Source organism: Pedobacter sp. Leaf132, from assembly GCF_920984695.1.
In the GTDB taxonomy this organism is placed as follows: domain Bacteria; phylum Bacteroidota; class Bacteroidia; order Sphingobacteriales; family Sphingobacteriaceae; genus Pedobacter.
The window spans coordinates 407,903-431,207 of the sequence record NZ_CAKLBO010000003.1 but is presented as its reverse complement, the minus strand read 5'-3'; the positions used below and the strand labels follow the sequence as shown (position 1 = coordinate 431,207).

The 23,305-nt window shown below is 38.4% G+C and carries 21 protein-coding genes and 1 riboswitch; of the genes, 7 read left to right on the top strand and 14 right to left on the bottom strand.

Annotated features, from left to right (window positions below; genetic code table 11):
- Nucleotides 1-66: 66 nt before the first annotated feature.
- Together LUA86_RS09155 and LUA86_RS09150 are read right to left on the bottom strand one after the other, a co-directional pair.
- The gene (locus tag LUA86_RS09155; protein WP_231460317.1) at nt 67-1,548 is read right to left on the bottom strand and encodes a family 43 glycosylhydrolase; all 1,482 of its coding nucleotides are present in this window, start codon (nt 1,546-1,548) and stop codon (nt 67-69) included.
- Nucleotides 1,549-1,897: 349 nt separating this feature from the next.
- Nucleotides 1,898-2,782: an AraC family transcriptional regulator gene (locus tag LUA86_RS09150; protein WP_231460316.1), complete on the bottom strand. Its 885-nt coding sequence runs from the start codon at nt 2,780-2,782 to the stop codon at nt 1,898-1,900.
- A gap of 264 nt (nt 2,783-3,046) precedes the next feature.
- Between LUA86_RS09150 and LUA86_RS09145 the strand changes: the two genes are divergently transcribed.
- The 3 genes from LUA86_RS09145 (at nt 3,047) to LUA86_RS09135 (ending at nt 7,117) form a co-directional block, all read left to right on the top strand.
- Entirely contained in the window at nt 3,047-4,480 is a 1,434-nt protein-coding gene (locus LUA86_RS09145; protein WP_231460315.1) for an arabinose isomerase, read from the top strand.
- Nucleotides 4,481-5,260: 780 nt separating this feature from the next.
- Entirely contained in the window at nt 5,261-6,160 is a 900-nt protein-coding gene (locus LUA86_RS09140) for an SDR family oxidoreductase (protein WP_231460314.1), read from the top strand.
- Nucleotides 6,161-6,307: 147 nt separating this feature from the next.
- The gene (locus LUA86_RS09135) at nt 6,308-7,117 is read left to right on the top strand and encodes a helix-turn-helix domain-containing protein (protein WP_370634343.1); all 810 of its coding nucleotides are present in this window, start codon (nt 6,308-6,310) and stop codon (nt 7,115-7,117) included.
- Nucleotides 7,118-7,439: 322 nt separating this feature from the next.
- On the opposite strand, the gene LUA86_RS09130 is transcribed toward LUA86_RS09135, so the two are convergent.
- The 3 genes from LUA86_RS09130 to LUA86_RS09120 form a co-directional block, all read right to left on the bottom strand.
- The gene (locus LUA86_RS09130) at nt 7,440-7,814 is read right to left on the bottom strand and encodes a hypothetical protein (protein ID WP_231460313.1); all 375 of its coding nucleotides are present in this window, start codon (nt 7,812-7,814) and stop codon (nt 7,440-7,442) included.
- A gap of 117 nt (nt 7,815-7,931) precedes the next feature.
- Nucleotides 7,932-8,501, bottom strand: coding sequence for a hypothetical protein (locus LUA86_RS09125; RefSeq protein ID WP_231460312.1), 570 nt, complete (start codon nt 8,499-8,501; stop codon nt 7,932-7,934).
- Nucleotides 8,502-8,527: 26 nt separating this feature from the next.
- The gene (locus tag LUA86_RS09120; protein ID WP_231460311.1) at nt 8,528-9,532 is read right to left on the bottom strand and encodes a putative oxygenase MesX; all 1,005 of its coding nucleotides are present in this window, start codon (nt 9,530-9,532) and stop codon (nt 8,528-8,530) included.
- A gap of 316 nt (nt 9,533-9,848) precedes the next feature.
- Nucleotides 9,849-10,032: riboswitch (cobalamin riboswitch) on the bottom strand.
- Between the two features lie 162 nt (nt 10,033-10,194).
- Here LUA86_RS09120 and LUA86_RS09115 point away from each other — a divergent pair.
- The gene (locus LUA86_RS09115) at nt 10,195-10,656 is read left to right on the top strand and encodes an Lrp/AsnC family transcriptional regulator (RefSeq protein ID WP_231460310.1); all 462 of its coding nucleotides are present in this window, start codon (nt 10,195-10,197) and stop codon (nt 10,654-10,656) included.
- A gap of 452 nt (nt 10,657-11,108) precedes the next feature.
- Here LUA86_RS09115 and LUA86_RS09110 read toward each other — a convergent pair whose 3' ends face one another.
- Both LUA86_RS09110 and LUA86_RS09105 read right to left on the bottom strand, forming a co-directional pair.
- Nucleotides 11,109-11,816: a transglutaminase-like domain-containing protein gene (locus LUA86_RS09110; RefSeq protein WP_231460309.1), complete on the bottom strand. Its 708-nt coding sequence runs from the start codon at nt 11,814-11,816 to the stop codon at nt 11,109-11,111.
- Nucleotides 11,813-12,262 (bottom strand): hypothetical protein, encoded by a 450-nt coding sequence (locus LUA86_RS09105; RefSeq protein ID WP_231460308.1) that lies wholly within the window; start codon nt 12,260-12,262, stop codon nt 11,813-11,815. Before LUA86_RS09105 ends, LUA86_RS09110 begins: the two co-directional genes overlap by 4 nt.
- Nucleotides 12,263-13,010: 748 nt before the next feature.
- On the opposite strand from LUA86_RS09105, the gene LUA86_RS09100 reads away from it, so the two are divergent.
- Both LUA86_RS09100 and LUA86_RS09095 read left to right on the top strand, forming a co-directional pair.
- Nucleotides 13,011-13,499 carry an Hsp20/alpha crystallin family protein gene (locus LUA86_RS09100; protein WP_370634342.1) on the top strand — a complete coding sequence of 163 codons (489 nt, stop codon included), beginning with the start codon at nt 13,011-13,013 and terminating at the stop codon, nt 13,497-13,499.
- Nucleotides 13,500-13,586: 87 nt separating this feature from the next.
- Complete coding sequence (locus LUA86_RS09095; protein ID WP_231460307.1) at nt 13,587-13,877, top strand: hypothetical protein; 291 nt, start codon at nt 13,587-13,589, stop codon at nt 13,875-13,877.
- A 63-nt stretch (nt 13,878-13,940) separates the two neighbouring features.
- On the opposite strand, the gene LUA86_RS09090 is transcribed toward LUA86_RS09095, so the two are convergent.
- From LUA86_RS09090 to LUA86_RS09065, 6 genes are all read right to left on the bottom strand, one after another.
- The gene (locus LUA86_RS09090; RefSeq protein ID WP_231460306.1) at nt 13,941-15,152 is read right to left on the bottom strand and encodes a S41 family peptidase; all 1,212 of its coding nucleotides are present in this window, start codon (nt 15,150-15,152) and stop codon (nt 13,941-13,943) included.
- A 473-nt stretch (nt 15,153-15,625) separates the two neighbouring features.
- Complete coding sequence (locus LUA86_RS09085; RefSeq protein WP_231460305.1) at nt 15,626-17,272, bottom strand: PepSY domain-containing protein; 1,647 nt, start codon at nt 17,270-17,272, stop codon at nt 15,626-15,628.
- A gap of 4 nt (nt 17,273-17,276) precedes the next feature.
- Nucleotides 17,277-17,555, bottom strand: a complete 279-nt coding sequence (locus LUA86_RS09080; RefSeq protein ID WP_231460304.1) for a hypothetical protein — start codon at nt 17,553-17,555, stop codon at nt 17,277-17,279.
- 5 nt (nt 17,556-17,560) lie between these two features.
- On the bottom strand, nt 17,561-17,797 hold the full coding sequence (locus LUA86_RS09075; protein ID WP_231460303.1) for a hypothetical protein: 237 nt from the start codon (nt 17,795-17,797) through the stop codon (nt 17,561-17,563).
- A gap of 198 nt (nt 17,798-17,995) precedes the next feature.
- Nucleotides 17,996-19,237, bottom strand: coding sequence for a DUF4374 domain-containing protein (locus LUA86_RS09070; protein WP_231460302.1), 1,242 nt, complete (start codon nt 19,235-19,237; stop codon nt 17,996-17,998).
- A 34-nt stretch (nt 19,238-19,271) separates the two neighbouring features.
- A complete protein-coding gene (locus tag LUA86_RS09065) occupies nt 19,272-21,662 on the bottom strand; it encodes a TonB-dependent receptor (protein WP_231460301.1) in 2,391 nt (796 codons plus the stop codon).
- A gap of 630 nt (nt 21,663-22,292) precedes the next feature.
- Here LUA86_RS09065 and LUA86_RS09060 point away from each other — a divergent pair.
- Nucleotides 22,293-22,595 carry a hypothetical protein gene (locus tag LUA86_RS09060; RefSeq protein ID WP_231460300.1) on the top strand — a complete coding sequence of 101 codons (303 nt, stop codon included), beginning with the start codon at nt 22,293-22,295 and terminating at the stop codon, nt 22,593-22,595.
- A gap of 174 nt (nt 22,596-22,769) precedes the next feature.
- Here LUA86_RS09060 and LUA86_RS09055 read toward each other — a convergent pair whose 3' ends face one another.
- Nucleotides 22,770-23,207, bottom strand: a complete 438-nt coding sequence (locus LUA86_RS09055; protein ID WP_231460299.1) for a VOC family protein — start codon at nt 23,205-23,207, stop codon at nt 22,770-22,772.
- Nucleotides 23,208-23,305: the final 98 nt, after the last annotated feature.

Below are 23,305 nucleotides of genomic sequence, written 5' to 3'. Positions count from 1 at the left end.
ATTCCTCATCGCGGCGTTCTGTGGCGATTACCTATAATTACTTGTGGTCAAAAGATTTCGGCTCTGCTATTTAATTGTATAGCTATATAATATTTTCCTGTTTTTCTCTGGCTGAAAACTTGCTCCCGTATCCTGGCTTGATGATGTAAAATCTGTTGTGTTTTCCAATAAATTACCTATTGAGAACCCGTAACATCCCTTGCTGGATTCTGTTGAAATCACCAATAGATATTTCTTACCTTTCGAAAGATTAATGTTTGGATGCATTTCTATAGTTTTTGCTGACCAGCCTATTGAATCCTGCGGAATAGCTATTCTTTTCAATAAATTATTCTTTGCCGAAACACTTGTCATTATTTCAAAAAAATCAAGCAGGAGGTCTGCATCCGGATAGCCACTTTTGAGGGTATTAAGTTTGAATGAATACAAATTTCCGGATTTGCCGGCAGTAAATATCTGGCTACGTTGTCTGTTTCTATTTAAATCGCAACTGGCTGAATATGCCTCAGGTGAGGCATTTGTCCCTTTTTTAACGGAAAACGTTGCCAGACAATTCATTGGATTGATGGAACCGTCATCTGCAAAACTGAGTGGAGCCCAGTAGTAATTCGCCTGCGCCTCGTTTTTAGCCGCATTGTTCCATAAATCGCTACCGTAAAGATATATTGTTTCGGAATTTATCTTCATTGTTGAGACAAAAGAAGGTTGCCCACCGCAGGAATTGTCACTTATCTTTTTTCCAGCCGACCAAGGGCCAAAAGGAGATTTGGCTGTTTTGTAGGATGTACCTGTACCAGAGCAATATCCACAATTAGGATCCGAATAGGTTATATAGTAAATGTCATTTCTTTTGAACAATGCAGGGGCTTCAGTTTTACCTTCGGTAACCGGGCTAGATACTTTTCCATTGCCGCACAAATAATCCTCGGTGAGCTGTTCTACAATTATGCTGCCTTTTGTCCGCCAATCCGTAAGTGCAAGGTATCCGGTTCCATCATCGTCAATAAAAAGATCGTGATCTCCATTATTTAACCCCGCCGCCGGCATTTTACTATTCACTGCAATTTTTGGTTCGTCAGCCTCTATGAATGGTCCAATTGGTGATTTACTTGTAAAAACCCGATAACCACTAACATTATCGTAAACATTTATCCAGAGCACATAATTTTTATTCTTTTTATTATAGATGACGTGCGGGCGAAAGCATCCATAGGTTTTACCATCACATCTGGATTGCCAAAGTGGATTCTTTGCATCAAATAGAAACCCTTCGTCTTTCCAATTGACCATATCTTTAGAAGAGTATGTTTTAAAACCACAAAATGGTGCGGTTTTATTATTCCATTCAAAACCACAATCGTAGCTGGTTCCATAAAGGTAATATGTTCCATTAAATAGGGCGATCTCTCCATCATGAGCATCAACAGCATTCCCTAAAATGTCAAATCTTGTAAGTTGCTTGCCAGTGGCGGAAAAGTTGGTCACTTGTGCTTTAGAAATAATACTAAAGCATAAAATAAGGAAGAACAGCGGACAGAATTTCATCATATTTATTTGGTTATGCATTTTATTGATTAAAATTTTAAGGAGCAGTAAAACGTTTAAACAAAATTAACTTGTTAATTAAAACTCTCTTTATATTATTTGACAATATTTTTGTATTTTATGACCTGTAGAATGTCAGTCCCATAGAACTTTTAGCGAACTGACTGTATTCAACTTCTACTCTTGCGCGAATCTGGAAAGCGTTGAACATCGAAGTAGTGTAACCGTAACGAGGTATAATAAACTGTTGTCAGCTTATCTAGTTTTGTATAGTGGTGGGCAATAGGCGCTGATATTAATAACATATCCGCTAGCCTAGAAGGTGGCAATTCACTTACATTTGAAAATCAGTTCAGTTACCCAAGAGGTTAATTTTTCTAAACTGGGTTGGATTCAAGCCGACTTTTTCCTTGAATATCTTCGAGAAATAAAAGCTTGATTGGAAGTTCAACTCGAAGGAAACACTTTTTATTGGTATGCTTTCATTTCTCAGCAGTTCTTTCGCTTTCTCTATTTTAAGTTGAATATAATATTGCCCCGGGGAGAGGCCTGTATGTTTTTTAAACAGCTTTCTGAACCAGGAATAACCCACATTGAGCTCTTCTGCTGCTTGCTCTGGCGAGTAAGCATTACAGATATTAGACCTAAAAAGCAGTCTTGATTTATTTATAATAAATTCTTCTTCTTTGGTTAATCCAATACGCTGCTTTGTGACTGCGCAACATATTCCAATGAGATGAAACGCAGCACCGGAAACCAAAGGCTGATAACCAGGTCTCTCATCCCGGATATTGTCAATAATGGAATCATATAAATCCAGTACCGCTTCATTGAAACCGATATAGATACAGGGCGATTTTGGGTTGAGATAGCCAGCAATAACTAATTCATCAATTATTTTTCCGTTGAGTCCAATCCAATGTTCATTCCAGCCAGTATCTACATCAGGCCTGTAACGATGCCTTTCATTGGGGAATAAAAAAATGACAGAACCAGCTGCAACATTCACCTGATTACAACTGTCAGATTCGAAAATACCTTGACCATTGGTTATATATATCACCTGGTATTCCTGCAGGATGCGCCACCTATCCCATTTGAACTGATGGTGCCCAGGATGATTCTTGAAAGGATAATCAGTTGAAGCCTGGATGCAAGTACGCCCTGCATTTAAAACAGTCAGACCCCAACCTTCATCTTCCTGGCTAATTGGAAGATATTTAAAAAAATTTATCATCTGACAAGTATTGTTTAAAAAGCCTAGATGCCCACCTTGCTTAAATATGCCCCACTCCTCCGCCTTTATTGAAGAATAGAACAACTAAATCCGCATATACTAAACTAAATTTCTACCTGATACAAATGAACACAAAAACATTTAAAAAATCACGCCAAATCAAATTCTACAGGTTTAGTATCAAAATCAACATTTATAAAAGTAGCCCGTTGGATAACTTTGGAACCGAAACTTTTATAATTGTCTACATAACTATTAATAAGCATGATATTAAATTCGACTCTAAGAATTGGATTGTTTGGGGTGGGGCTTGATACCTACTGGTCACAATTTCCAGGTTTAAAGGATAGGTTAACCGGGCATTTGGAATTAGTTGAGGAAAAGCTTCATCTCCTTGATACAGCGGTTATTAATCTTGGCCTAATAGACAATGCTGACAAGGCATTTAAAGCAGGAGATAAATTCAGGTCAGAAAATATTGATATTTTATTTCTATATGTCTCCACCTATGCACTTTCTGCCACCGTTCTGCCTGTAGTCAAAAAAGCAAATGTGCCTGTAATTGTACTTAACCTCTCTCCTGGTGCCAGTATCGATTACAAAATTTTCAATGCAATGGAAGACCGGACCAAGATGACCGGCGAATGGTTAGCCCATTGTTCTTCTTGTTCAGTACCGGAGATCGCCAACGTATTCAAAAGATGCAAAATTCCATTTTTTCAAATCACAGGTATGCTGCAGGATGATGATCACGTAGATGTTCAAATCCGGGAGTGGCTTGAAGCTGCAAGCACAGCTAAAGTCATGTATTATAATCGGCTGGGCATAATGGGAAATTACTACGGGGGCATGATGGACATCTACACGGATATCACTCTTCTTACAGCAACCTTTGGAGGATATATTGAGGTGCTGGAAATTGATGAGCTTTCTACATTAAGAAAATCAGTTAGCACCGAAGAAAGGCAGTTGAAAATAGCGGAAATCAATACTGTATTTGAAGTACAGGCAGACTGCGATAATGAAGAATTAAATCGGGCAGCTATCACTGCGGTAGCATTGGATAAACTGATTGCAAAATACGAGCTGGGTTCGCTGGCCTATTATTATAAGGGGACTGGCAATTCAGATAATGAGAGTACAGCCAGCTCGGTTATTCTTGGAAACTCTATTCTGACAGGAAAAAACGTTCCGGTTGCTGGAGAGTTTGAATTAAAAAATATTCATGCGATGAAGATTCTGGACAGTTTTAATTCAGGGGGCTCTTTTACAGAATATTACGCCATGGACTTCAAAGATGATGTGGTATTGATGGGACATGACGGACCATGCCATCCGGCGATAGCGGAGGGTAAAATAAAGGTAAAACCGCTACATGTCTACCACGGAAAGGTGGGCAATGGTTTATCTGTTGAAATGTCTGTTGCTCAGGGACCAGTTACCCTGTTATCTGTTGTGGAAAACGCTAGCGGTGGAATGTTCTTGTTAGTCGCCGAAGGCGAGTCGGTGACAGGTGAAATTCTTGAAATCGGGAACACCAATTCAAGGTACCGTTTTCCGATTGGTGCACGGAATTTTGTCGAAAGCTGGAACAGTTATGGGCCGGCACACCACTGCGCAGTTGGTAAAGGGAAACTGGCTTCAAGGCTGAAAAAACTGGGATCGATTTTAAATATAGAAGTGGTACAAATTCTCTAATTTTATTTTATCAAAAAGATTAAACCTAACATGAGCTGTGGCCGATGGATGGCAGAATTTGAATAGACTCTGCCCCATGATTAACAATAGACCACCACACCTCATCAACTCCATACCACAGGAAATGATATTTAAATAAATTTATAATTCTGCTGCGATTATAAATTTGATGGATCAGAGTCACCTTGACTTGCTTATCCATTAGTTCAACAACCACCTATAGAAAGTCCCGCTACAGTTTACCCATTCCTCGAAATTAGGTTGAGTTATAAGGGCAATTGCTCGATAATTAGGAAATTGGCGAGGGGCATCAAATAAGTTGCAATGCCAATATTATACTTATTATTACCACTTACTAACTATACGCGCGACATTCAGAGTAGCTTGAGGATTCTCTAAAACATCAATCTGACCGAATGAAAGCATTGTATGAGGTGCTTATCCTGGATCTGTACTGTGCGCTGTGCCTGACTGCTCTGAACGAAGCAAATCTCAAAGAATAAGACAGGTATCCAAATAATTTTGTTGTAAAAGCTGCAATCATTTGCCAGCAATTCAGTTGTTCCGTTAGCCTCCTAATCTTCTGGTCAATTTCGCCAAAATTTACAGGCTTGGCAGACGACCTTTTTTTTCAAACCTTATGTGTATCAAGCTAACAAAGAATCTAAAGGATTACGATTAGGCTGGCATCTATTTAAGTTTTCGGCTACAAGAAAACAGTTTTCGGCTACAGAAGTAAAGAAGCGAAACCTGAGCTTTGGTTCATAAAATTATATCAAAATGAAAGTATTTGTTACAGGCGCTACAGGTTTCGTAGGAACTGCCGTAGTACAGGAATTACTAAACAATGGACACCAGGTTTTGGGATTGGCTCGCTCAGAAGAATCAGTAAATAAATTGATTGAAGCCGGCGCAGCAGCACACCGCGGAGATTTAACTGATTTCGAGAGTTTGAAATCCGGGGTTAGCCATTCAGATGCAGTCATTCATTTAGGATTTGTCCACGATTTTACAAGATTTGAGGAAATGTGTAAACTTGACGGACAAGTGATTGAAGCCATTGGAAAAGCTTTGGAAGGAACAGAAAAACCCTTTCTTATCACTTCAGGAACTGCCCTTTTTTCAAAACAAGGTGTGACTGTAGAAACAGACCGCTCAGTAAATCCGCATCCGAGAATTGCAACTGAAAACGCAGCTGATTCTCTTGCTGCAAAAGGAGTGAAAGTTGCGGTAATAAGATTGTCGCCATCGGTCCATGGCAAAGGTGATGTCATTGGTTTTGTTCCGACTTTAATAAGAATTGCAAAAGAAAAAGGAATTTCTGCAATTATCCATAAAGGTCATAATTTTTGGCCTGCCGTTCACAAATTAGATGCTGCAAAATTATATCGGTTGGCTTTAGAAAAGCCTTTTGAAAGCGGAACAAAGTATCACGCAGTTGGAGAACAGGGGATTCAGTTAAAAGATATATCAACGGAGATTGCGGAAAAATTGGGCCTTCCTGTGGTTTCCCTGACAGAGCAGGAAGCAGCAGAACATTTCGGCTGGTTTACACATTTTGTCCAACTCAATAATCTAACTTCAAGCGAACAAACAAAAGCTGCCTTGGGCTGGAAACCACAACATCCTACCTTGATGGAAGATTTGAAAAGCGGCGTTTATTTCTCTAAGTTACAATAATGTGTACCTTTATCATCATTTAACTTGCTAAATATTAAACCGATGTCCGATGTTCCGATAAGAATAAAAACCATATCCGAATTCCATAGCTTGCGTGGTTTACCGAAGCCAAAACATCTACTTATCAGTGTGCTTAATTTTGAAGATATGGCAAAAAATCCAGTGATTGGTCAGCAGCGTTTGATGTTTGATTTTTACATGATTTCTGTCAAGCGGGACATGAATCATAAATACAGATACGGGCAACAGGATTATGATTTTGATGAAGGCGTCCTGTTTTGTATGGCGCCTCATCAACTTCTGACGATTATGAGGGAAGAAAATGCTAAAAATCCTACAGGCTGGTCACTTTTGATACATCCGGATTTTCTCTGGAATACGCCGATGGCAACTGCAATCAAAAAGTATGAATTTTTTGATTATTCTGTCAACGAAGCACTATTTTTATCCCAAGACGAAGAAACAATAATCCAGCAAATCACTGATAACATCAGGCAGGAGTATCAGACCAATATTGATAAATTCAGTCAGAATATTATTATTTCCCAGTTGGAAACGCTATTGAATTACGCTGAAAGATTTTACCAGCGGCAGTTTCTAACCCGTCACAAAGCGCATCATCTATTTCTGGAAAAACTGGAAATTCTGTTTAAAAATTATTTTGAAAGCCGCAACCTTAAAGAACAAGGTTTGCCGAATGTTCAGCTTCTATCAGAGCAGTTCAATATGTCTCAATACTACATGCGCAGCCTTTTGAAAAATTTAACCGGACAGACCACCCAGCAATACATTCACGAAAAGCTAATAGAGAAAGCCAAAGAAAAACTCTCAACCACCGAACTTTCAGTGAGCGAAATTGCTTATGCTTTGGGGTTTGAACACTCTCAATCCTTTAGTAAATTATTTAAAGCCAAAACTGATATTTCGCCTTTGGAATTCAGAAAGTCCCTGATCTAAATATAAACAACCAAAGCACTTAAGAACCATCGCCTGCGAACAGCCAGGCGGAATACTAACGGGGTGAGCCAAAAACAAAGCGCCTCTCGTTTAAACATCAATTTGCATTGTCTAAACAGCCAGCCTCGTATTTAATTCATCCACACCCAAATCTCCGTCCAAAAAAAAGAGACAATGAAACAATTGAGTTTGCTAGCTGAACGATTTAAACGGGCACTTTGACCATGCCCGGCCTGGGGAAAAGTAGTCTGGAAAAGTTAGAATGCCAATCATGAATAGGAAATGGCCGAAACCAGCTTTCTTTATATTGCTGATACCTTTTTCAATTTTTTTTTATCATTTTATTAGCACTACAACCAAATTCTTTGCGTATAATTTCTGCTCCCCCGCTTAGGGCGCTTAACTTAGCTCTGGCAAGCTCTCGGGATAAAGGAGCCATACCACAGTTTGTGCTTGGGTAGAGATTTTCAATATCTACAAACTCGAGGGCGTTGCGCAGCGTATTAGCAACCTCTTGAGGGGTTTCGACATTGTTATTCGCCACATCAATTGCACCAACCATCATTTTTTTGCCCCGAACCAGTTCCATTAAATCTAAAGGTACATTCGAATTGTGGCATTCTATGGATACTATGTCAATTTTAGATTTTTGAATTCTCGGAAAGACTTCTTCGTATTGACGCCATTCTGACCCCAATGTTTTTTTCCAGTCATTATTAGCCTATATTCCATAACCATAGCAGATATGTACCGCAGTCTGGCAGTGTAAGCCTTCTATGGCCCTTTCCAGCGCAGCTATTCCCCAATCCTTTACTTAATCGAAAAATACGTTGTATGCAGGCTCATCAAACTGGATGATTTCTACTCCTGCATCCTGCAATTCCTTTGCCTCTTGATTAAGTGCTTTGGCGAATTCCCATGCTAATTTTTCACGACTCTTGTAATGACTATCGAACAAAGTATCGACCATGGTCAAAGGTCCCGGAAGTGCCCATTTAATTGGTTTATTAGTCTGGCTACGTAAAAACTTTGCATCCTCCACAAAAACTGATTTTTTACGGGCAACATTCCCCACAACCCTGGGAACGCTCGCATCATAACGGTCACGGATGCGCACCGTTTTACGGTTCTCAAAATCCACACCGCTAAGATGCTCGATAAAAGTGGTGACAAAATGCTGACGTGTCTGCTCACCATCACATACGATATCCAATCCGCCCAGGTCCTGTTCCTGCAGAGTAATGCGCAGGGCATCCTGTTTCCCTTCAAGCAACTGAAGGTCTTCCAGTTTCCATGGTGACCATAGTTTTTCTGGTGCTGCAAGCCAGGCAGGCTTGGGTAAACTCCCAACAATTGAGGTGGGCAATACTAATTTATTGGTCATACGATAATTTTAATGTGTGCGATCAATTAAAGTGTAAAATTAGCAGACCATTGCTCAAGAACATTCTGATAAGGTTTGATGAAATGCTGTTCCGCATATTTACCCTGTTCAACAGCTAACCGGCTGCGCTCCAGGCGGTCATATTCCACTCGGGTCAGTGAATAATCTTCGTTTTTAAGACTAGGCTTGAAGATTTTGCCGGCAGCCGAATTTGCATTGTAAATTTCTGGTCGGTAAATTTTCTGGAAAGTCTCCATCGTACTGATTGAGCTGATTAGCCCAAAGTCCGTATAATCGCAAAGTAAATCCCCGGAGTGATAAAAAGCCATCGGGGCCACCGCGTTCGGAGGCATGAAATAACGAACTTTTAAACCCATTTTAGAGAAATATTCATCGGTAAGAGAATACTGATCCTGCAGGTATTCAAAACCCAAAACAGCATTATGATATTCCGTGCGGGTGTAGGATTTATTGCCCGATACACTTAAACAAATAATGGGAGAAGTTTTAAAGTGATCTTTATAAGTTTGGGAATTGACAAAACACTTGTAAAGTTTATCGTGTAGGTCTCCAAAATTTTCAGGGACAGTAAAAATAGGTTTATCTTTGTTGTGTTCGGTTAATAAAACACTAAAATCGTAATCGCGCACATAAGAAGAAAAGTTATTGCCAGCAACACCTTCAATTTGCTGACCAGTTTTACGGTCAAAAATATTCGTTTTCAAAACCTCCATCATTGGCAGATCATTTAGGCCCTTTCGATCATCAATGCGCATTGTTATGGTGAGGATTTCGAGTTGTACATGGTAACGATCGCCTTTCGGGTTGTTTACATGGGCCAGGGAATTGAATCGATTGTTAATCATATTCAGAGCATTATGTAAGTTCTGCCATCGGTTTGTTCCTCTGGCCAGGTTTGCAAAGTTGGTTGTAAGACGGGTCTGATCGGAGGGGTAATAGTTTTCGTCTAAACATGTTCGCTTTAGCGAGAAAACAAAATCATTACCCTGGGTATCCTGTAAATTTTCCATTTATTCCTAGTTTTTTGTTTTTATATCATTTGATAGTATCAGTTCCTTTTATCATCCTTACTTAAACCATTGCTTTTCACCGAGGGAAACTCGGAGAGCAAAGCAATAGCGTACGCTGTCCACCTAAGCGCTATGGACAAAGAATTTGGTAGCCTGCTTTTAACCTTTTAACTCATGAATAATCATTAAAATTTCCTGATTATTCAGAGCAAGAAAAGGTATATGGACCAGAAGTACACACGCAGGCTCACGAAAACCTCTGAGGGCTTGCACCTTTAAGCGATGCACTCTAACCAATAACCTGTTTACGCGGACGTATTGTCAGTTAGGCAAAGGCAGGTATTCTGACTTGAAACGGACTTCACCTGCCCTCTCGTCTGCGTAATGAGCATAATCGGTAAAATCCTTTAGCTTTAATTACAGTTGCGAAACAACCCGTGATTTGCACACGACTCGCTATTCATTTACCGCAAAATAAAACCTTTCGCAATCGCCGAAAAAAGCAAAGAACTAATAGTTTAAAACCCTACACAAAGATACATAAACAGTATTTACAGGAAGGAAAAATTATTAGTTTAACAAAAATCACTATAAATTGCCAAATTATTGACTTTTTTCACTTTTTATATGTATTTTTATAAACCTAAAAAGTAATTTATACTATGGAAGCCTTAGATGAGATAGACCTGAAATTATTAAAAGCACTTAGTACTGACTCCAGTCAAACCATTAAAGTACTCGCTGGTATGGTAAATTTGACGGCATCACCAGTTGTGCAACGCATAAAACGCCTGGAAAACAGTGGTTATATCAAGAGATATATCGCGCTGCTTGACCCCGGAATGTTCAACCAGGGTTTTACCGTGTTTTGCAACATCAGACTCAAGCAGCATGACAGAAAAGTGGGCCACAGCTTTGTGGAGGATATTCTCAAGATCGAGGAGGTTGTAGAATGTTATAATATTTCTGGGGATTATGATTTTTTTCTGAAAGTGTTCGCCCGCGACATGAAGCATTACCAGGATTTTGTATTTAATAAGTTAGGATCGGTTGAAAGTATAGGCAGTACACATAGCACATTCGTGATGGCCGAGATCAAGAATAACCACAACATCAGTTTTTAGTATTCTCAGAAGTCAGGAGTGATGGAAACCTGCTTCTCTTCACCAAATCTTTAAGTACATTAATAACTGCTGTGACATGTTGCTGGCGCTTACTCTTTCATCTTAATAAATATTATTCCATATTTAAATACTTATACTAGAATATATCAATATTTAAGTAATCAGAAGGACCGGCTTGATTGACCAGCCCGAAGAACTAAAGAGATATTTTTCAGCATATCGTTTATAGGACTATTGTAGTGTTCTCCTGAAAGAAACCTACAGGCCATAAGCTTCCTTAATCGTTTTTCGACCCCAGCGAGTTCACCCTACATTATTGCCCCCTAATCTTTCAATTAATATAGATTCAAGTTTTTGAACAAAAAAAAAAGGATACGCCAGTCGGTATACAGGCGTTTCAATGCCTTTATTGGCATACCTAAATCTAGTATCTCTAAACTTCTTATCACACATTATTTTGGTGTCGTCCAGAACAGTTCAGGATTATTAGTTTTAAAATGAATAAACTTCACGCCCGTTTTTGGATTGCTTGATTCTCTTTTTTGCGGCCCTTGGACAATACCATCCAATGGCAAAAGCTCTACATAGGACACTTCTTTTCCCCTGGTCCAGGTTTCGGTATCATACTGGCTAATCACGGGCGTTTCAAGTCGGTATAGATTCTTGGCCATGTAGGTCTGCAGGTAATATTCCTTTGATTGTAGCGCAGTACGGTTCCAGTTCGCGTCCGCGTTTAAAACCAGCGGCTGCCCCTTTATCAATCGTTCCCTTACTTCCTTTATACCTAGCAAGGTGCCTTTCTCATCCATAACATACGAATCAAAAGTGGGATCAATCCAGATCCATTTGCTAAGGTCCTTACTGTATACCATATTAATCACATGGCAATCATCAAAGTTCGTTTCCCTTGGCATGCAGGTGATGTATCTGGAAGTGATGCCTAAGGCAAGGTAACACTCGTTGAGTACCGTGGCGAGCATGCGGCAGTTAACTCCACGATTTTGCTCCCTGCATACCTTAACCAGTTCAATTGCATTTTTAAGGGTCGGGTTGTCGCTGCTCCCATCATGCCTAATGAGATTATGCACCCAATGCATCAGATTGAAAATTTTAGAAAGCTCATTTCCTTTACCTGCAACCGAATCCAATTTGAGATTCAATCGATGCGCACCAGGTTAGGGTTATCCATAGATTGATAGGTGAACACCGGGACTTCACGTCTATCAGAAAGATTATATTTTCCAGCTTTTTGAAGTGTATCCAGGTAGGCAACTGGTCTCCTGCTTGGCGCCTCTACATCATATTTCACCTGTGTTCTTGCTGTATCAGTTCTGTTGACCAGTATAATAAAATCATATTCACCAACCTTCGGATCAACATTGAATGATATAGATTCCTGATCGGTGTAGAAAGTTACTTTTTTCGCTGAAGTGGTGTATACATCTAATTTTTCTTTAGGCATGACTGTCCAGGCGTTCTTTGTGATGGGATAGTTATCATCTTTAATATCAACAGCTGTTGAAGTTGCCTTGATAACTTTAAGCTTCTTTTGGGCGAATGAAGTTGTTAGTGTAAAAAAGAGCAAGCATAGAATAACGTGTTTCATTTTCAATTGGTTTAAGGTTCAGGTTTAATGCAAAGACGCTCGAACGCTTTGCAACGTTGCACGAAAACAAAAAAAAATTGCAAGGTTAACGCCCCCTTCCTGGTGTAAAGACCTGCAATCAGTGTATATCGTAAGTAGCTTTTTTAATACTTATCTAACATATAATCCTTGAAAAAAAATGCCATAAGTGAGGTGCTGGAAAAACCAAAACCTTTTGATCCCATCACACCGGAAATGAATTTTGAATGAAATTATTAAATGTGTTGCGATTATAGATCTAAAGGAACAGAGACAACTAGATTAATTTTTCAAGCCGTTGTGCGGGAGTATTTGTTTTGCTATTGAAATTCACCTCGAGGTATAAGAACTGCATCGCAAAAAAACTTATTTACATCCGCCATCCAGTCATTAGGCAACAACGATGTAGCCAGATTTGGCAATTCGACACTTTAAAAGAGTGTTCCTGATCATTCCGTTTAGGTATTGAATGTTGCAAAGGAAGAAAATATGCTGTGATTAGTTCATTTTGGTGGGATTGAGGATTGCGATTTTTGTACTGGCGCAATACATTGGACCCCTTCCAGCTTTCGCTATAGCGTGAAATTTTTTCAGTAGCAACTGAAAATTTTTCAGAAAAAATGAAAATATTTCATGTTAGAATCTGAACGGTGCAGGTTAAGATGCTTTGGCACAACACTTGATTAATTATGAGCATAACCTTCGGTACGAAGGTTTAAAAGAAAATTAATTGATTAATAGTCCATTTATTATTAAACCATTAAAAGGAGAAAAAACTATGACATTGGTTAAATTTAATCCAGAAAAAAAGAACAGTGCATTATTACCAGGATTCAATGACATGTTCGAATCGATTTTAGGAGACACATTTTTCAGTGACCGCCGTATCAGCAACGTTCCCGCAGCCAACATTTCGGAATCGGATGCAGCCTATCATATCGAGCTGGCCGCTCCGGGGCTAAAAAAAGAGGATTTTACGGTATCTGTGGAAAGGAACACGCTGAAGATTTCAAGTGAGCAGAAAAGTGAAAACAATATGGAGGGTAGAAACTATAACCGTAAGGAATTTGGTTATTCTTCCTTTACCAGGTTATTCACCCTTCCTGAGAGCTCAGATGTTGAAAAGATACAGGCTGTCTACACAGATGGCGTCCTGAATCTAAATATCCCAAAAAAAGAAGAGGCAAAGGCCGCTTCCAGACATATCGAGATACAATAACAAAAGGAGTCGCTTGAAGCGGCTCCTTTTGTTATTAGGACTCTTTTACCAGAAGAGGTGTGGTTATAGATAATCATTTCCTCATCGATGTCAGTCTACGGGTGCCCCGATGGTAAAGAAATCACCTATGGCAGGTTTGCATTGGCAATGATAAAAATCTGGCTAGAGATATCTTTTCATAATTTATTGGGCAATTTTGATATGGTACAGCGACCGGCCTATAAATTTGAATTTATAGAAGAGGTTAAGGGTCTACCTATCCCTTGCGTACTGAACCATTGTTCTATGGAGGAATTAAAGGAGAATGTTGCTATAATATCAAGAAAACTTTCTCGCATCGCTCACCTTGAAAATAAAGATATTGAGCCTTTGAAATAGTGGATTGGGATATAGTGTCTGTTGGGAATTTAAGTGACGTTTTGCCGTACTAAAGTGAATAACCTAATAGTTCATATTTCTATTGTTTACATATTTTAGCGTCTGCTCTATCCAATCATCCGAAACGTTACCCAGAAATACATCTGGTTCAATACCTATACTTTCAAATACTAAATCCTTTGCCCTCCCCCTCATGTCAGTCGGGTAAAAGATAAAACGACCACTTGGCAGAGTAACGGTGTTTCCATAATTACTTCCATAAGTTATCGTTCCACGGGTTGTCTCACCAAGTGTCATTAACTTTTTTTTGCTTCTAAGGTCAATAAGGAACTGTTCCGCATTACTGACTGTATTGCTGTTTTGTAATAGAAAGATCGTGCCGCGGTATTTTTTCAATAGCGTCAAAAATTGTTTAGAAGTTCTGTATCCACCACCCAGATTGTTTCTCAAATCGACGACTAGGTATGGAGTCGTAATTTCCGTTCGTATGCTATCATAAAAAGCTTTTGCTATCCTGAAGTTATCATTGCTAGCACTAAAACTACTTAGTCTTAAATAGCTTATTTCTGGCTTAATTTTCCTGTACTCGAATTTCCGCTGTCCTAATAGTAACGGATTTGTAAGCTTATGATTTACTTTATAGAAATTTAAGTTGCCTAACTTGCCATTTTTAATTCTGAAATTCCTGTTTAGGACATATGGAACTGGTAAACCTATGAATAGTATAGCATCATAGCTTCCAAATGCAGTACGATTTATAATCGCTTCTATTATCCCTGTTTTAAAATTCTGGAGATAATAAAAATTAGTTTTAAACTGAAGTAAAGCATGTTTACTTCCATCAATTCTTAGATAGATCCCCTCAATACTATTGTCAGAAATAAGGCTAAATTTAGCCGTAGTCTCGGTTGTATCTAATGCAATTACGCGGGGTTTAAATTCGGTAGTGGGATCGGGTTTTCTCCAAAAACCCAAGTGATTATCATTGATCGGGTGAATCAAAAGCAGCAATTTCTGATAAACTTCGAACTCATCCGAAGAGCTCAAATCTTTCCTAATCTCTTGATAAAGGCTTTGGTAAGATTTTTTACCCTTAAGCTGAGCTTTATATGAAGGAAGGTGCTGAATTTGACGATATAAAAAGTCAAGGTCTGCAATATTTTTACTTTCCTGCCCCAGTAGTTTTGAAGTGGTAAATAGGGCTAATACCAACATGTATAGCATACCTCTCCTAGCTACATGAGCTAGGCGATTATCATTTAAATAAAAAGTCATCCTTTATGAGTTAAGAAGCTAGTAACGAAACTATAAAACAGACTTGTGAAGAGGTAAATTATTATCCCAAATGCCTAAAAATTTATACTAACTCTACACCTCCATATTTCTATAAGTTAAATTTACAAATTGCTATTCTGCTTTAACCTTTCAACGAGCATTATCATTGCTTCGATGGATTTATTAATCAATGATGGAAAGGGGAAAACAAAATTTTATTAAAATCATGGACTAATTTGAGTTGCAGACAAAGAAACTAAAATACTAGGCTTATCATTTAAAATATAAGAAAGCTATTCTAGACAAAATCTTAACTTAGAAAATGTGAAAATTAGCAAAAGTAAAGAGTTAAGCAGTCAAGCCTATTCAACTAAAATCTTCTTTAAGAAAAAAGAAAAAAATTACTATCTTCTGTGAATTACTAGGATTAAACCCCTATCCTTTCGATGACCATTTATCAACTAACCACGACATCATCTATTTATCGCCTTGAATTTTTCATGCTGCTGCATCTTAAATAAAATAACTACCGATAGTATTCCAAGAATCGTGAACAACAAATCTATAAAGAGGATATCGAATTTACCGTCATTGAAAGTCGACCAGAACCAATTGTTACGCACTAGGCCATCTGCAAAAGGCAATGAAAAGCATAGTATTGCCGATAAAATCAGCGTGTGTTGGTTAATTTTGCTAATACTTCTCCAGGCAATAAGATAAATCGATAATACTAGCCAAGAATAGAAATAAAGATGGAAGATATCAGATTGATTGGGTTTATCAATGAACAATAGACTAAGCATGGTAAAAGCGGTAACCGGAAGCATACTCAGGCAAGCAGCAAGAAAAATATTGGCGGCCCAAAAATTAAAAACACGTTTATGTTTAGGCACATTGACTTTATCTCTGGCAACAAGCCAGATCAATATTCCAGAGATAATTACCATACACCCCATAAGACCCAGCACAAAAAAAATGACTCTCAATGGTTTCCCTCCGAAATCTCCAAAGTGTAGATGATAAAGCGTGCTCTTAACCTTATCGACATAAGTTGATTGTTTTAAAGGCGATATTTCGCTTAAAATCTGATCATCTTTTACTCTATAAACAATTTTACCTGTGCCGGCAAAATTTCTTTTGGCAAGAGGTTTAGCACTAAAGATGATATGCATATTTTCATCCCCATAATTTTTAATTGCAATTCCTGTTATCCTGCTATGGTCCCATTTATTTTCAAGCTGACGAACTAAGGTATTTAAAGCAACCTTTTTTTGCAATGGTTGGTAAGTATAAGAATATTTGGTAGTGTCGCTATATTCTAAATCCTGATACAAGGCGGCACTATCGCCATTGTATAAATATTTGGTATAAGGGGTAATTAAAAATGTATTTGCAATCAAAACAACACCAGTTATGGCGAACACAAGCTGAAAAGGGAAACCTATGACCCCGATAGCCGTATGTAGATCCGTCCACAGTGTTTTCCATTTAGACCACGGCCTGAAAGTAAAAAAATTTGAAATAATTTTATTCCAGTGTAGCATTAGACCAGTAATTAACGCAAATAGGAATATAAAAGAAATTATTCCGGCCAATAAATAGCCAAATGGAGCACCCAGACGGATTGGAACAGCATTAAGTTGAGCCAGGAAATGTAATCTATATAAAAACTCGCCCATATCATAAGATTCAGCATAATCACCAGATTTTTGTCTGGCAAAATCGTAATTAAAATACATCGAATCATCATCTCCACCCCTGCCCCTTCCACGCCGCTTCTTAACAGCGCCTTCGGAGGTTGGTTTAACTTTCTTTTTCAAAGTCGTATCTGCGGATGCGGTGACGGAAACATAGACCCCGATATCATTTCGCTGAATAAAAAAATCGAAGTCTCTTCCTTTGAGGTTGTTTTTTTGACCAAGTGAATCGATGATCTTATCAAAATCTCTGTTAAGTGTTTTACGGCTTTTTACATAAGATGTATTTTTCTGCCAGGCACTGATTTCTTCCTTAAAGAAAGAGAATGATCCAGCGAAAAATATAACGTACAAGAGCGCACATATTATAATTCCACTTATCGTGTGGGTATGGAAATATATATTGTATTTTCTGTTATCCATTTAGTTATAAAAAAGTAAATCCGACTGAAAAAATTAAAGTGAGAATTATATAAACTGTCAGAATTTTCCAGACATTTTTTGCTAAAAATGCCAGCAGCAACAGTATTGCCCAAATGATGTAACCAGTAATGAAAGAGGTGACCACAACATCTCTTTGTGGGAGCATTTTGCAGATAAGCAAATGAAAGTAAAACATGACAGCATAGCCGCCAACGGTTCCAACCAGAATTTTTGCCAGGCTGAGCCAAGGCGATTTGGTGAGGTATTTTTTATTTGCAGGCATATCACTTAAATAATTATTTCTAATAACAGCACTGAAAAATAAATCCCGGCAACAGTTTTCAATGAAACGTAACTAAAAGGTTGAAGTAAAACCACGAGGCTTCCTGCTGTCATCATGGCTACAATTATAGCCACAAGCCCACTCAACCATCCAAACGAGAATACAAATAATATAGTCGCAAGACTCAACAACACAAAGGCTAAACCCCTGAATGCATTTGCATTGGAACGAATCTTTGCCATATAGAGGGGCGGATTTCGATGCTTGAATTGTTTTGAAGTCAGATAAAAGGACTCGAAGGCGGCGAGCAGGATTAGAAATGCAGTGGTTATCATAAAATTATTCTGAATAGTATTTTCAATTAAAAACGATAACAGTAGAATCCAGAACCGTATATTGATTTGGATGCTATACTGTTATCGCTTTAGATGTAACGCTGATTATTTCAAATGTTGGATTGCCGTAATTAAACCGCCTTCAACCTTCAAACCTCGAGTGGCCACTGAGGTAAGGGCATCAACTTTATAAACGTAAGTCGAACCATCCAACAGGTTTACGCCAATGTATCCTGTTTTGCCATCCAAGGGGCTATAGTTAGTAGTGGTAATACTTGAGATGGTTGCGGGGTCTGCAAAGCCTGTTACCGGAGTTACAGTTTTGGCTACAACATCAACAACAGCTAAGCGTTTTCCCACAACATATGCACCTTTTGTTGCAACGGGCTCCATGTTTGCGATGAATTTGCCCGAACCGATATTTAACCAATTCGTGATAACATATCCTTTGGAAACCTCTTCAAAATTGAAAAAATAAGTTTGGTCAAATTCTGTAGTTCCTGATTTAATGCGGGTAATCGCAGAAGGCCTGGTAGAGGTTAACTTACCTTCTGCAGATGTAAGACCATCCATAGCTACTGATGATGAAAATGCATAACAATCACCATTTTCCACAACACCTAAACCATCTGTAAAGTATCTCCCGATAAAGCTGGTTCTGGTATCTTTAATCGTTTTCTCATATTTCATATCAGGATAAGAAAATACCGCAATTCCTGCTTCGTTTGGATACCTTGTAAAGAAATTGGCGTAAATACCAAAGTAAGGTGCGAACACTTTATTGCCAACTTGTTTTATCCAGCTAAAGTGAGCAATCTCACCGTTACCACTGGGAATAATTGCATCGGTAGTACCTTTAGCCACTTCTGCATTGGTTTCTGCACTTACACGGTACCACTCGTAAACAGTCGGCGTACCATCTGCAGCAAGTCTTCTTGGCACTTTCACCATTAAAATATCGTCATTAACCGGAGCAAAAGCTTGTACTGTCGCTGAAGTAAAGTCATTCAATTTCTTCAACTTACCGTCTGCAACGCCGTAAACTGTTACTGCGCCAGGGCTACCCTGTCCATACAACATACTAAAAAACTTGTTTTTCGCTGTTACGTAGTACCGGTATAGTCCGTCCTGCTCAACACCATTTCCCACAATAGAAACTGCGCCGTTTTCTAAGCTGCTTGCAGTTACAAGATAATCTGCTTTACTGGCAATCGCGGTCGGGCTAACGGCAATGATGTAATTCCCGGGGTTTTCGGGAATGACTTCCCTATCAGATTTTTTTTGGCAAGAACTTAATACACCTACAAAAGCTAAGGCTAATAGTGTTCTGGTAATTGTTGTTTTCATATTATTTTTTTTTAAAAGATTTATGATTATGTATTTATTTTCGTGATTTATTAATAAAGTATCTGAGATTTAGATAAAAGCTGCGACCAGGTTTTTGCAAAGCAAAATTGTCAAAGACAGGTTTATCTGCAATATTTCTTACCTCAAAAGAGACATTGTACCTTCCATTTTTGAATGAATAGACGAAATTTGCATCATGGGAAACCTGGGCTGGGATGCCATATTTTGACTCTGTATCGGGCGAGCCGAAACTAGGCCAGTCCAACCAGAAATCATGTACATATAAAAGGTTATAGCCTATCGTTAAGTTATTTCCTTTCACAAATACATCTTTAAATGTTCCTGAAATATCAGCGTTACCAAAAAAGAAAGGAATGTTTGGCATTTGATCCAAGTAGGTTAAACTTTCTATTGTGTAGTACCTTTTGGCATTTGGATCGTAATCGTATTGCTGTAAATTAATCAGTTTTTGATAAGTAACTGTCGCTCCCGCAGTTAACCAGTTTTTAAATGAATATCTAATTTCACCATCAAGCCCCGTAGTCCTTACACCATCCCGGTTATCCCAAATTGTAAAATCTCTTTGGGAACTTGTACCTCCAACAAACCGGCTGAAGATAAAATCTGCAGAATACCTGTAAATCGCATTTGCGGTAATTGAAAACCGGTTAACCTCATTTAGCTTAAAACCATAAACAATCCCCAAGTTTAAGTTGTCACTCTTCTCCGGCTTTAACAGAGGGTTTGCAGCTTCATTTTCAAGGTTACCGAAAATTTCATTTGCTTCCGGCATTCTATTGGTTAATTCATAAGAACCCCGCAGCTGTAAATCCCGCATTATATAATAGGATAGAGCCATTCCATAACCCAACTTCTTATCGTTATTTGACCTATTTATGCTTCCTATAACACTTTTTAAGGTGATGTATTTACCAAAAACATTCAGATTCCATTGATTCTGCATGGCATATGAATAGCCGAAACCCAAGACATTTTTATGCATCGTTTTAGCTGGGTCCAAAACATTTCTATCCGGGAATAAAAGATTATCTGTTCTCCTGTTGAATGTAGAATACACGTTATTAATAGCAAATGACTGATGCTCAGAAATTTGATAATTCACCATCCCTGTAGCCAAACCATTATTATTTCTGTACTCGCTATATTGCCCCCCATCGCCACGCTCTCCCATACTCACCTTTGGATCTCGTATGCCATCCCAGTCATAATCTGCTCTTGCGGTATCAATGGTGTTTTCGTAGCCAAAGTTATAATTAGCATTAATGGTTACGTCCAACCCCTTTAGGAGGTTAACTTTTTTATATTTCAAAGAAGGCATAACGATATTACCCCGTCTGTGTACCTGACCGTAAACAGCTTCAGGTCTCGCAGCGGTTTGGATCTCTTTATAGTTTTTTCCCAAAGTCATCCCGATTAAAAAGTTATCTGCCCATGATTTCCCAACAACACCCGCGTTTGCGATTAAGGTTTCATTATGGTAGTTATCATGAAATCTTTTTACAGATGCAGCTCTTAATTCCGGTTGCATATCATTCTGCAACAACAGTCTCAAATCTGTACGATAATTATTATCTGAATAGTTTTGAAAAGCATTAATTTGAAATGTGAGACCACTCTTAGTGGTGACAGCTGTGTTAATTACACTGCGATGAGTATTAAAAGATCCGTAAGAATAAGATGCATCCAAATAATTCCGCTGACTGTTATTGGTCACAATATTTATCGCGCCTCCCAAAGCATCAGAACCCAACCAAATAGGTACAACACCTTTGTAAACCTCTACACGTTCAGCCAGATTTATCGGAATATTATTAATCTGAAAAGAGGAGCCGAAATTATCCATAGGTACACCATCGATAAAATAGCGAATGTGGCGACCGGAAAAGCCATTGAGCGAAACATTAAAATTTGAGCCAACCCCACCAGATTCCCTTACACGTATACCTGCAACTTTATCCAATGCACCAGAAATGTCGAGAGTTGTGTTGTAGAGCTTTTTTGCATCAATCGCAGTGACATTGAATGCCTGCCGGTTAACTTCCTGCGCTTTGGTACGGCCAAGGACATTAACCGTTTCCATGTGCGCCGCATCCTCAGATATGGACAGATTAATTTTAGTTTCTATTCCAGCTATTAAATAAAAATCCTTCTTTATGGGTTTATATCCAATCGCACTAATACTGATATGGTAATTTCCTTGTGGTATTCTTGCCAATCTAAAATAGCCATTGGTGTCCGTTACTGTTGCGAAATTAGATTTCAGGAGTCTTACAGTAGCACCTGAAAGTGCTTCACCTGCAGAGGTTTTTAGATAGCCCGAAACCGATGAGGTAAGATTCTGGGCGTATGTGAAAATTACAAAGGCACATAGCATGCCCGTTAGCAAAATTTTCTTAAATTGCATGACTTTTAACTGAGATTAAAGGTGAGCCGGCTTGTCCGGTTTAGCCACATGGGTGCGAACCATGTGGCATTTTTTATTATAGTACAAACATAGGTCTTATTTAGAATAAGTCCAAATATAAATAATTATATATCAAATTTTAAATTTGTTCTTAGCTCTAAGAATTCCTGATTAGAGATTTTAATATGGATGAATGAGAGAATTTGTAGCTGGTTTAGCCCTCTGAGCGATTCACATGCCAATAGAAATTTTCGGTTAATTATCTGAGCGGACAATAAATCCAAACAGGAACGGACCGCTACAGAAATTTTTAGATACGATTTTTTTAGCGAGTGATTGCTAAGAAGAGATTTTTGAACAATTAATTTGCTAAAAAAAGTCTAAAAATGTTTTGCCGCCTGTGAAGAACATCTGCTCAGATTCCAATTATGCAGCAAAGCCATCTGAGGATAAGTTGAGTACAATGATGGGACGGACCTGTATAGTCGTCATCTAAGAAGTCAAAGTGAAATTATCAAACACAAATCCAATAACGTGTTAAAAGAATTCCATTTAAAGCTGTCACTAGGGAGATCGACTTTTTCGAATCAAATATTTCAATCAAATTAACAGGATTTGTGTTATGAATATATGTTTGAAAAACAATTTATACGGGAAGATGCGAAATTAATTGATAAAAATATCATTCAACTTATGGGTGCACTCGTTTTCGACCTACGTGAATTTAAGGTTTCGATAGGCTTCTGCTCGTCAGGAACCTTATCCATAAACTTTTTGAGTTCAATTCCCGCAAAACTAGAAGAAAATGCCCTTTACATCATTGAAAAACGAATATCAGGCAGTTCTTATAGCGTAAATGTTTTTCTTTCTGGTCATACTTTACAGATACCAGAAAATATTAAGACCAAGCCAGGCATTTGCCTGACAAATTAAAGAAGGAGTATTTTGTGGCACCATCCATATTTATCGAGCCTGGCAAAATAAGTTCGAAACCATGGTTTATCCAACAAAAGTATCTCAAAAAAAATATCAAAAACGCATAGGTTTCTTTGTTGTTTTCGCTTCTTATTTCCGAATCTAATTTGAGCTTGCGGATTGCATCCCTTCTTAGATTTGTCCCATATGTTTTGGATCGAAGTCTAACATCCATTCAATACCATATTTATCTCTGAACATACCAAAATAAGAACCCCATGGACTATTACCAATCGGCATTTCAATTGTTCCGCCGGCTGAAAGTCCGTTGAATAGCTGATCAGCTTCCGCTTTGCTATCTGCACCGATAACGATTTTAGATCTGTTTTCACTTTCATTGACCCGGCCCATGAATTCGGGGACGTCATTGCCCATTAATACATTTTTACCAATCGGCAGCGCAATATGCATAATCTTATGAGCATCTGCTTCTGCAACGGGGTTTCCTGGAATCGATAGGTCTTTATAGCGCATAATTAGTGCGAAATCTCCGCCAAATACTGATTTGTAAAACGTGAATGCTTCTTCTGCATTTCCATTAAAATTAATGTGTGGATTGATAAGTGCCATATTTTTTATTTTAATCAGTCCATAATTGAACTAACCACACAAAAATGCACTTAACTTTAGAAGCGGACACTGTGCAAGAATGACAACAAAAGGGTGAT

Bases quoted from the DNA above. Each gene is read 5' to 3' on its own strand.
- LUA86_RS09155 (WP_231460317.1), bottom strand. From the start codon at position 1,548: ATGATGAAATTCTGTCCGCTGTTCTTCCTTATTTTATGCTTTAGTATT.
- LUA86_RS09150 (WP_231460316.1), bottom strand. From the start codon at position 2,782: ATGATAAATTTTTTTAAATATCTTCCAATTAGCCAGGAAGATGAAGGT.
- LUA86_RS09145 (WP_231460315.1), top strand. From the start codon at position 3,047: ATGATATTAAATTCGACTCTAAGAATTGGATTGTTTGGGGTGGGGCTT.
- LUA86_RS09140 (WP_231460314.1), top strand. From the start codon at position 5,261: ATGAAAGTATTTGTTACAGGCGCTACAGGTTTCGTAGGAACTGCCGTA.
- LUA86_RS09135 (WP_370634343.1), top strand. From the start codon at position 6,308: ATGGCAAAAAATCCAGTGATTGGTCAGCAGCGTTTGATGTTTGATTTT.
- LUA86_RS09125 (WP_231460312.1), bottom strand. From the start codon at position 8,501: ATGACCAATAAATTAGTATTGCCCACCTCAATTGTTGGGAGTTTACCC.
- LUA86_RS09120 (WP_231460311.1), bottom strand. From the start codon at position 9,532: ATGGAAAATTTACAGGATACCCAGGGTAATGATTTTGTTTTCTCGCTA.
- LUA86_RS09115 (WP_231460310.1), top strand. From the start codon at position 10,195: ATGGAAGCCTTAGATGAGATAGACCTGAAATTATTAAAAGCACTTAGT.
- LUA86_RS09105 (WP_231460308.1), bottom strand. From the start codon at position 12,262: ATGAAACACGTTATTCTATGCTTGCTCTTTTTTACACTAACAACTTCA.
- LUA86_RS09095 (WP_231460307.1), top strand. From the start codon at position 13,587: ATGTCAGTCTACGGGTGCCCCGATGGTAAAGAAATCACCTATGGCAGG.
- LUA86_RS09090 (WP_231460306.1), bottom strand. From the start codon at position 15,152: ATGACTTTTTATTTAAATGATAATCGCCTAGCTCATGTAGCTAGGAGA.
- LUA86_RS09085 (WP_231460305.1), bottom strand. From the start codon at position 17,272: ATGGATAACAGAAAATACAATATATATTTCCATACCCACACGATAAGT.
- LUA86_RS09080 (WP_231460304.1), bottom strand. From the start codon at position 17,555: ATGCCTGCAAATAAAAAATACCTCACCAAATCGCCTTGGCTCAGCCTG.
- LUA86_RS09075 (WP_231460303.1), bottom strand. From the start codon at position 17,797: ATGGCAAAGATTCGTTCCAATGCAAATGCATTCAGGGGTTTAGCCTTT.
- LUA86_RS09070 (WP_231460302.1), bottom strand. From the start codon at position 19,237: ATGAAAACAACAATTACCAGAACACTATTAGCCTTAGCTTTTGTAGGT.
- LUA86_RS09065 (WP_231460301.1), bottom strand. From the start codon at position 21,662: ATGCAATTTAAGAAAATTTTGCTAACGGGCATGCTATGTGCCTTTGTA.
- LUA86_RS09060 (WP_231460300.1), top strand. From the start codon at position 22,293: ATGTTTGAAAAACAATTTATACGGGAAGATGCGAAATTAATTGATAAA.
- LUA86_RS09055 (WP_231460299.1), bottom strand. From the start codon at position 23,207: ATGGCACTTATCAATCCACACATTAATTTTAATGGAAATGCAGAAGAA.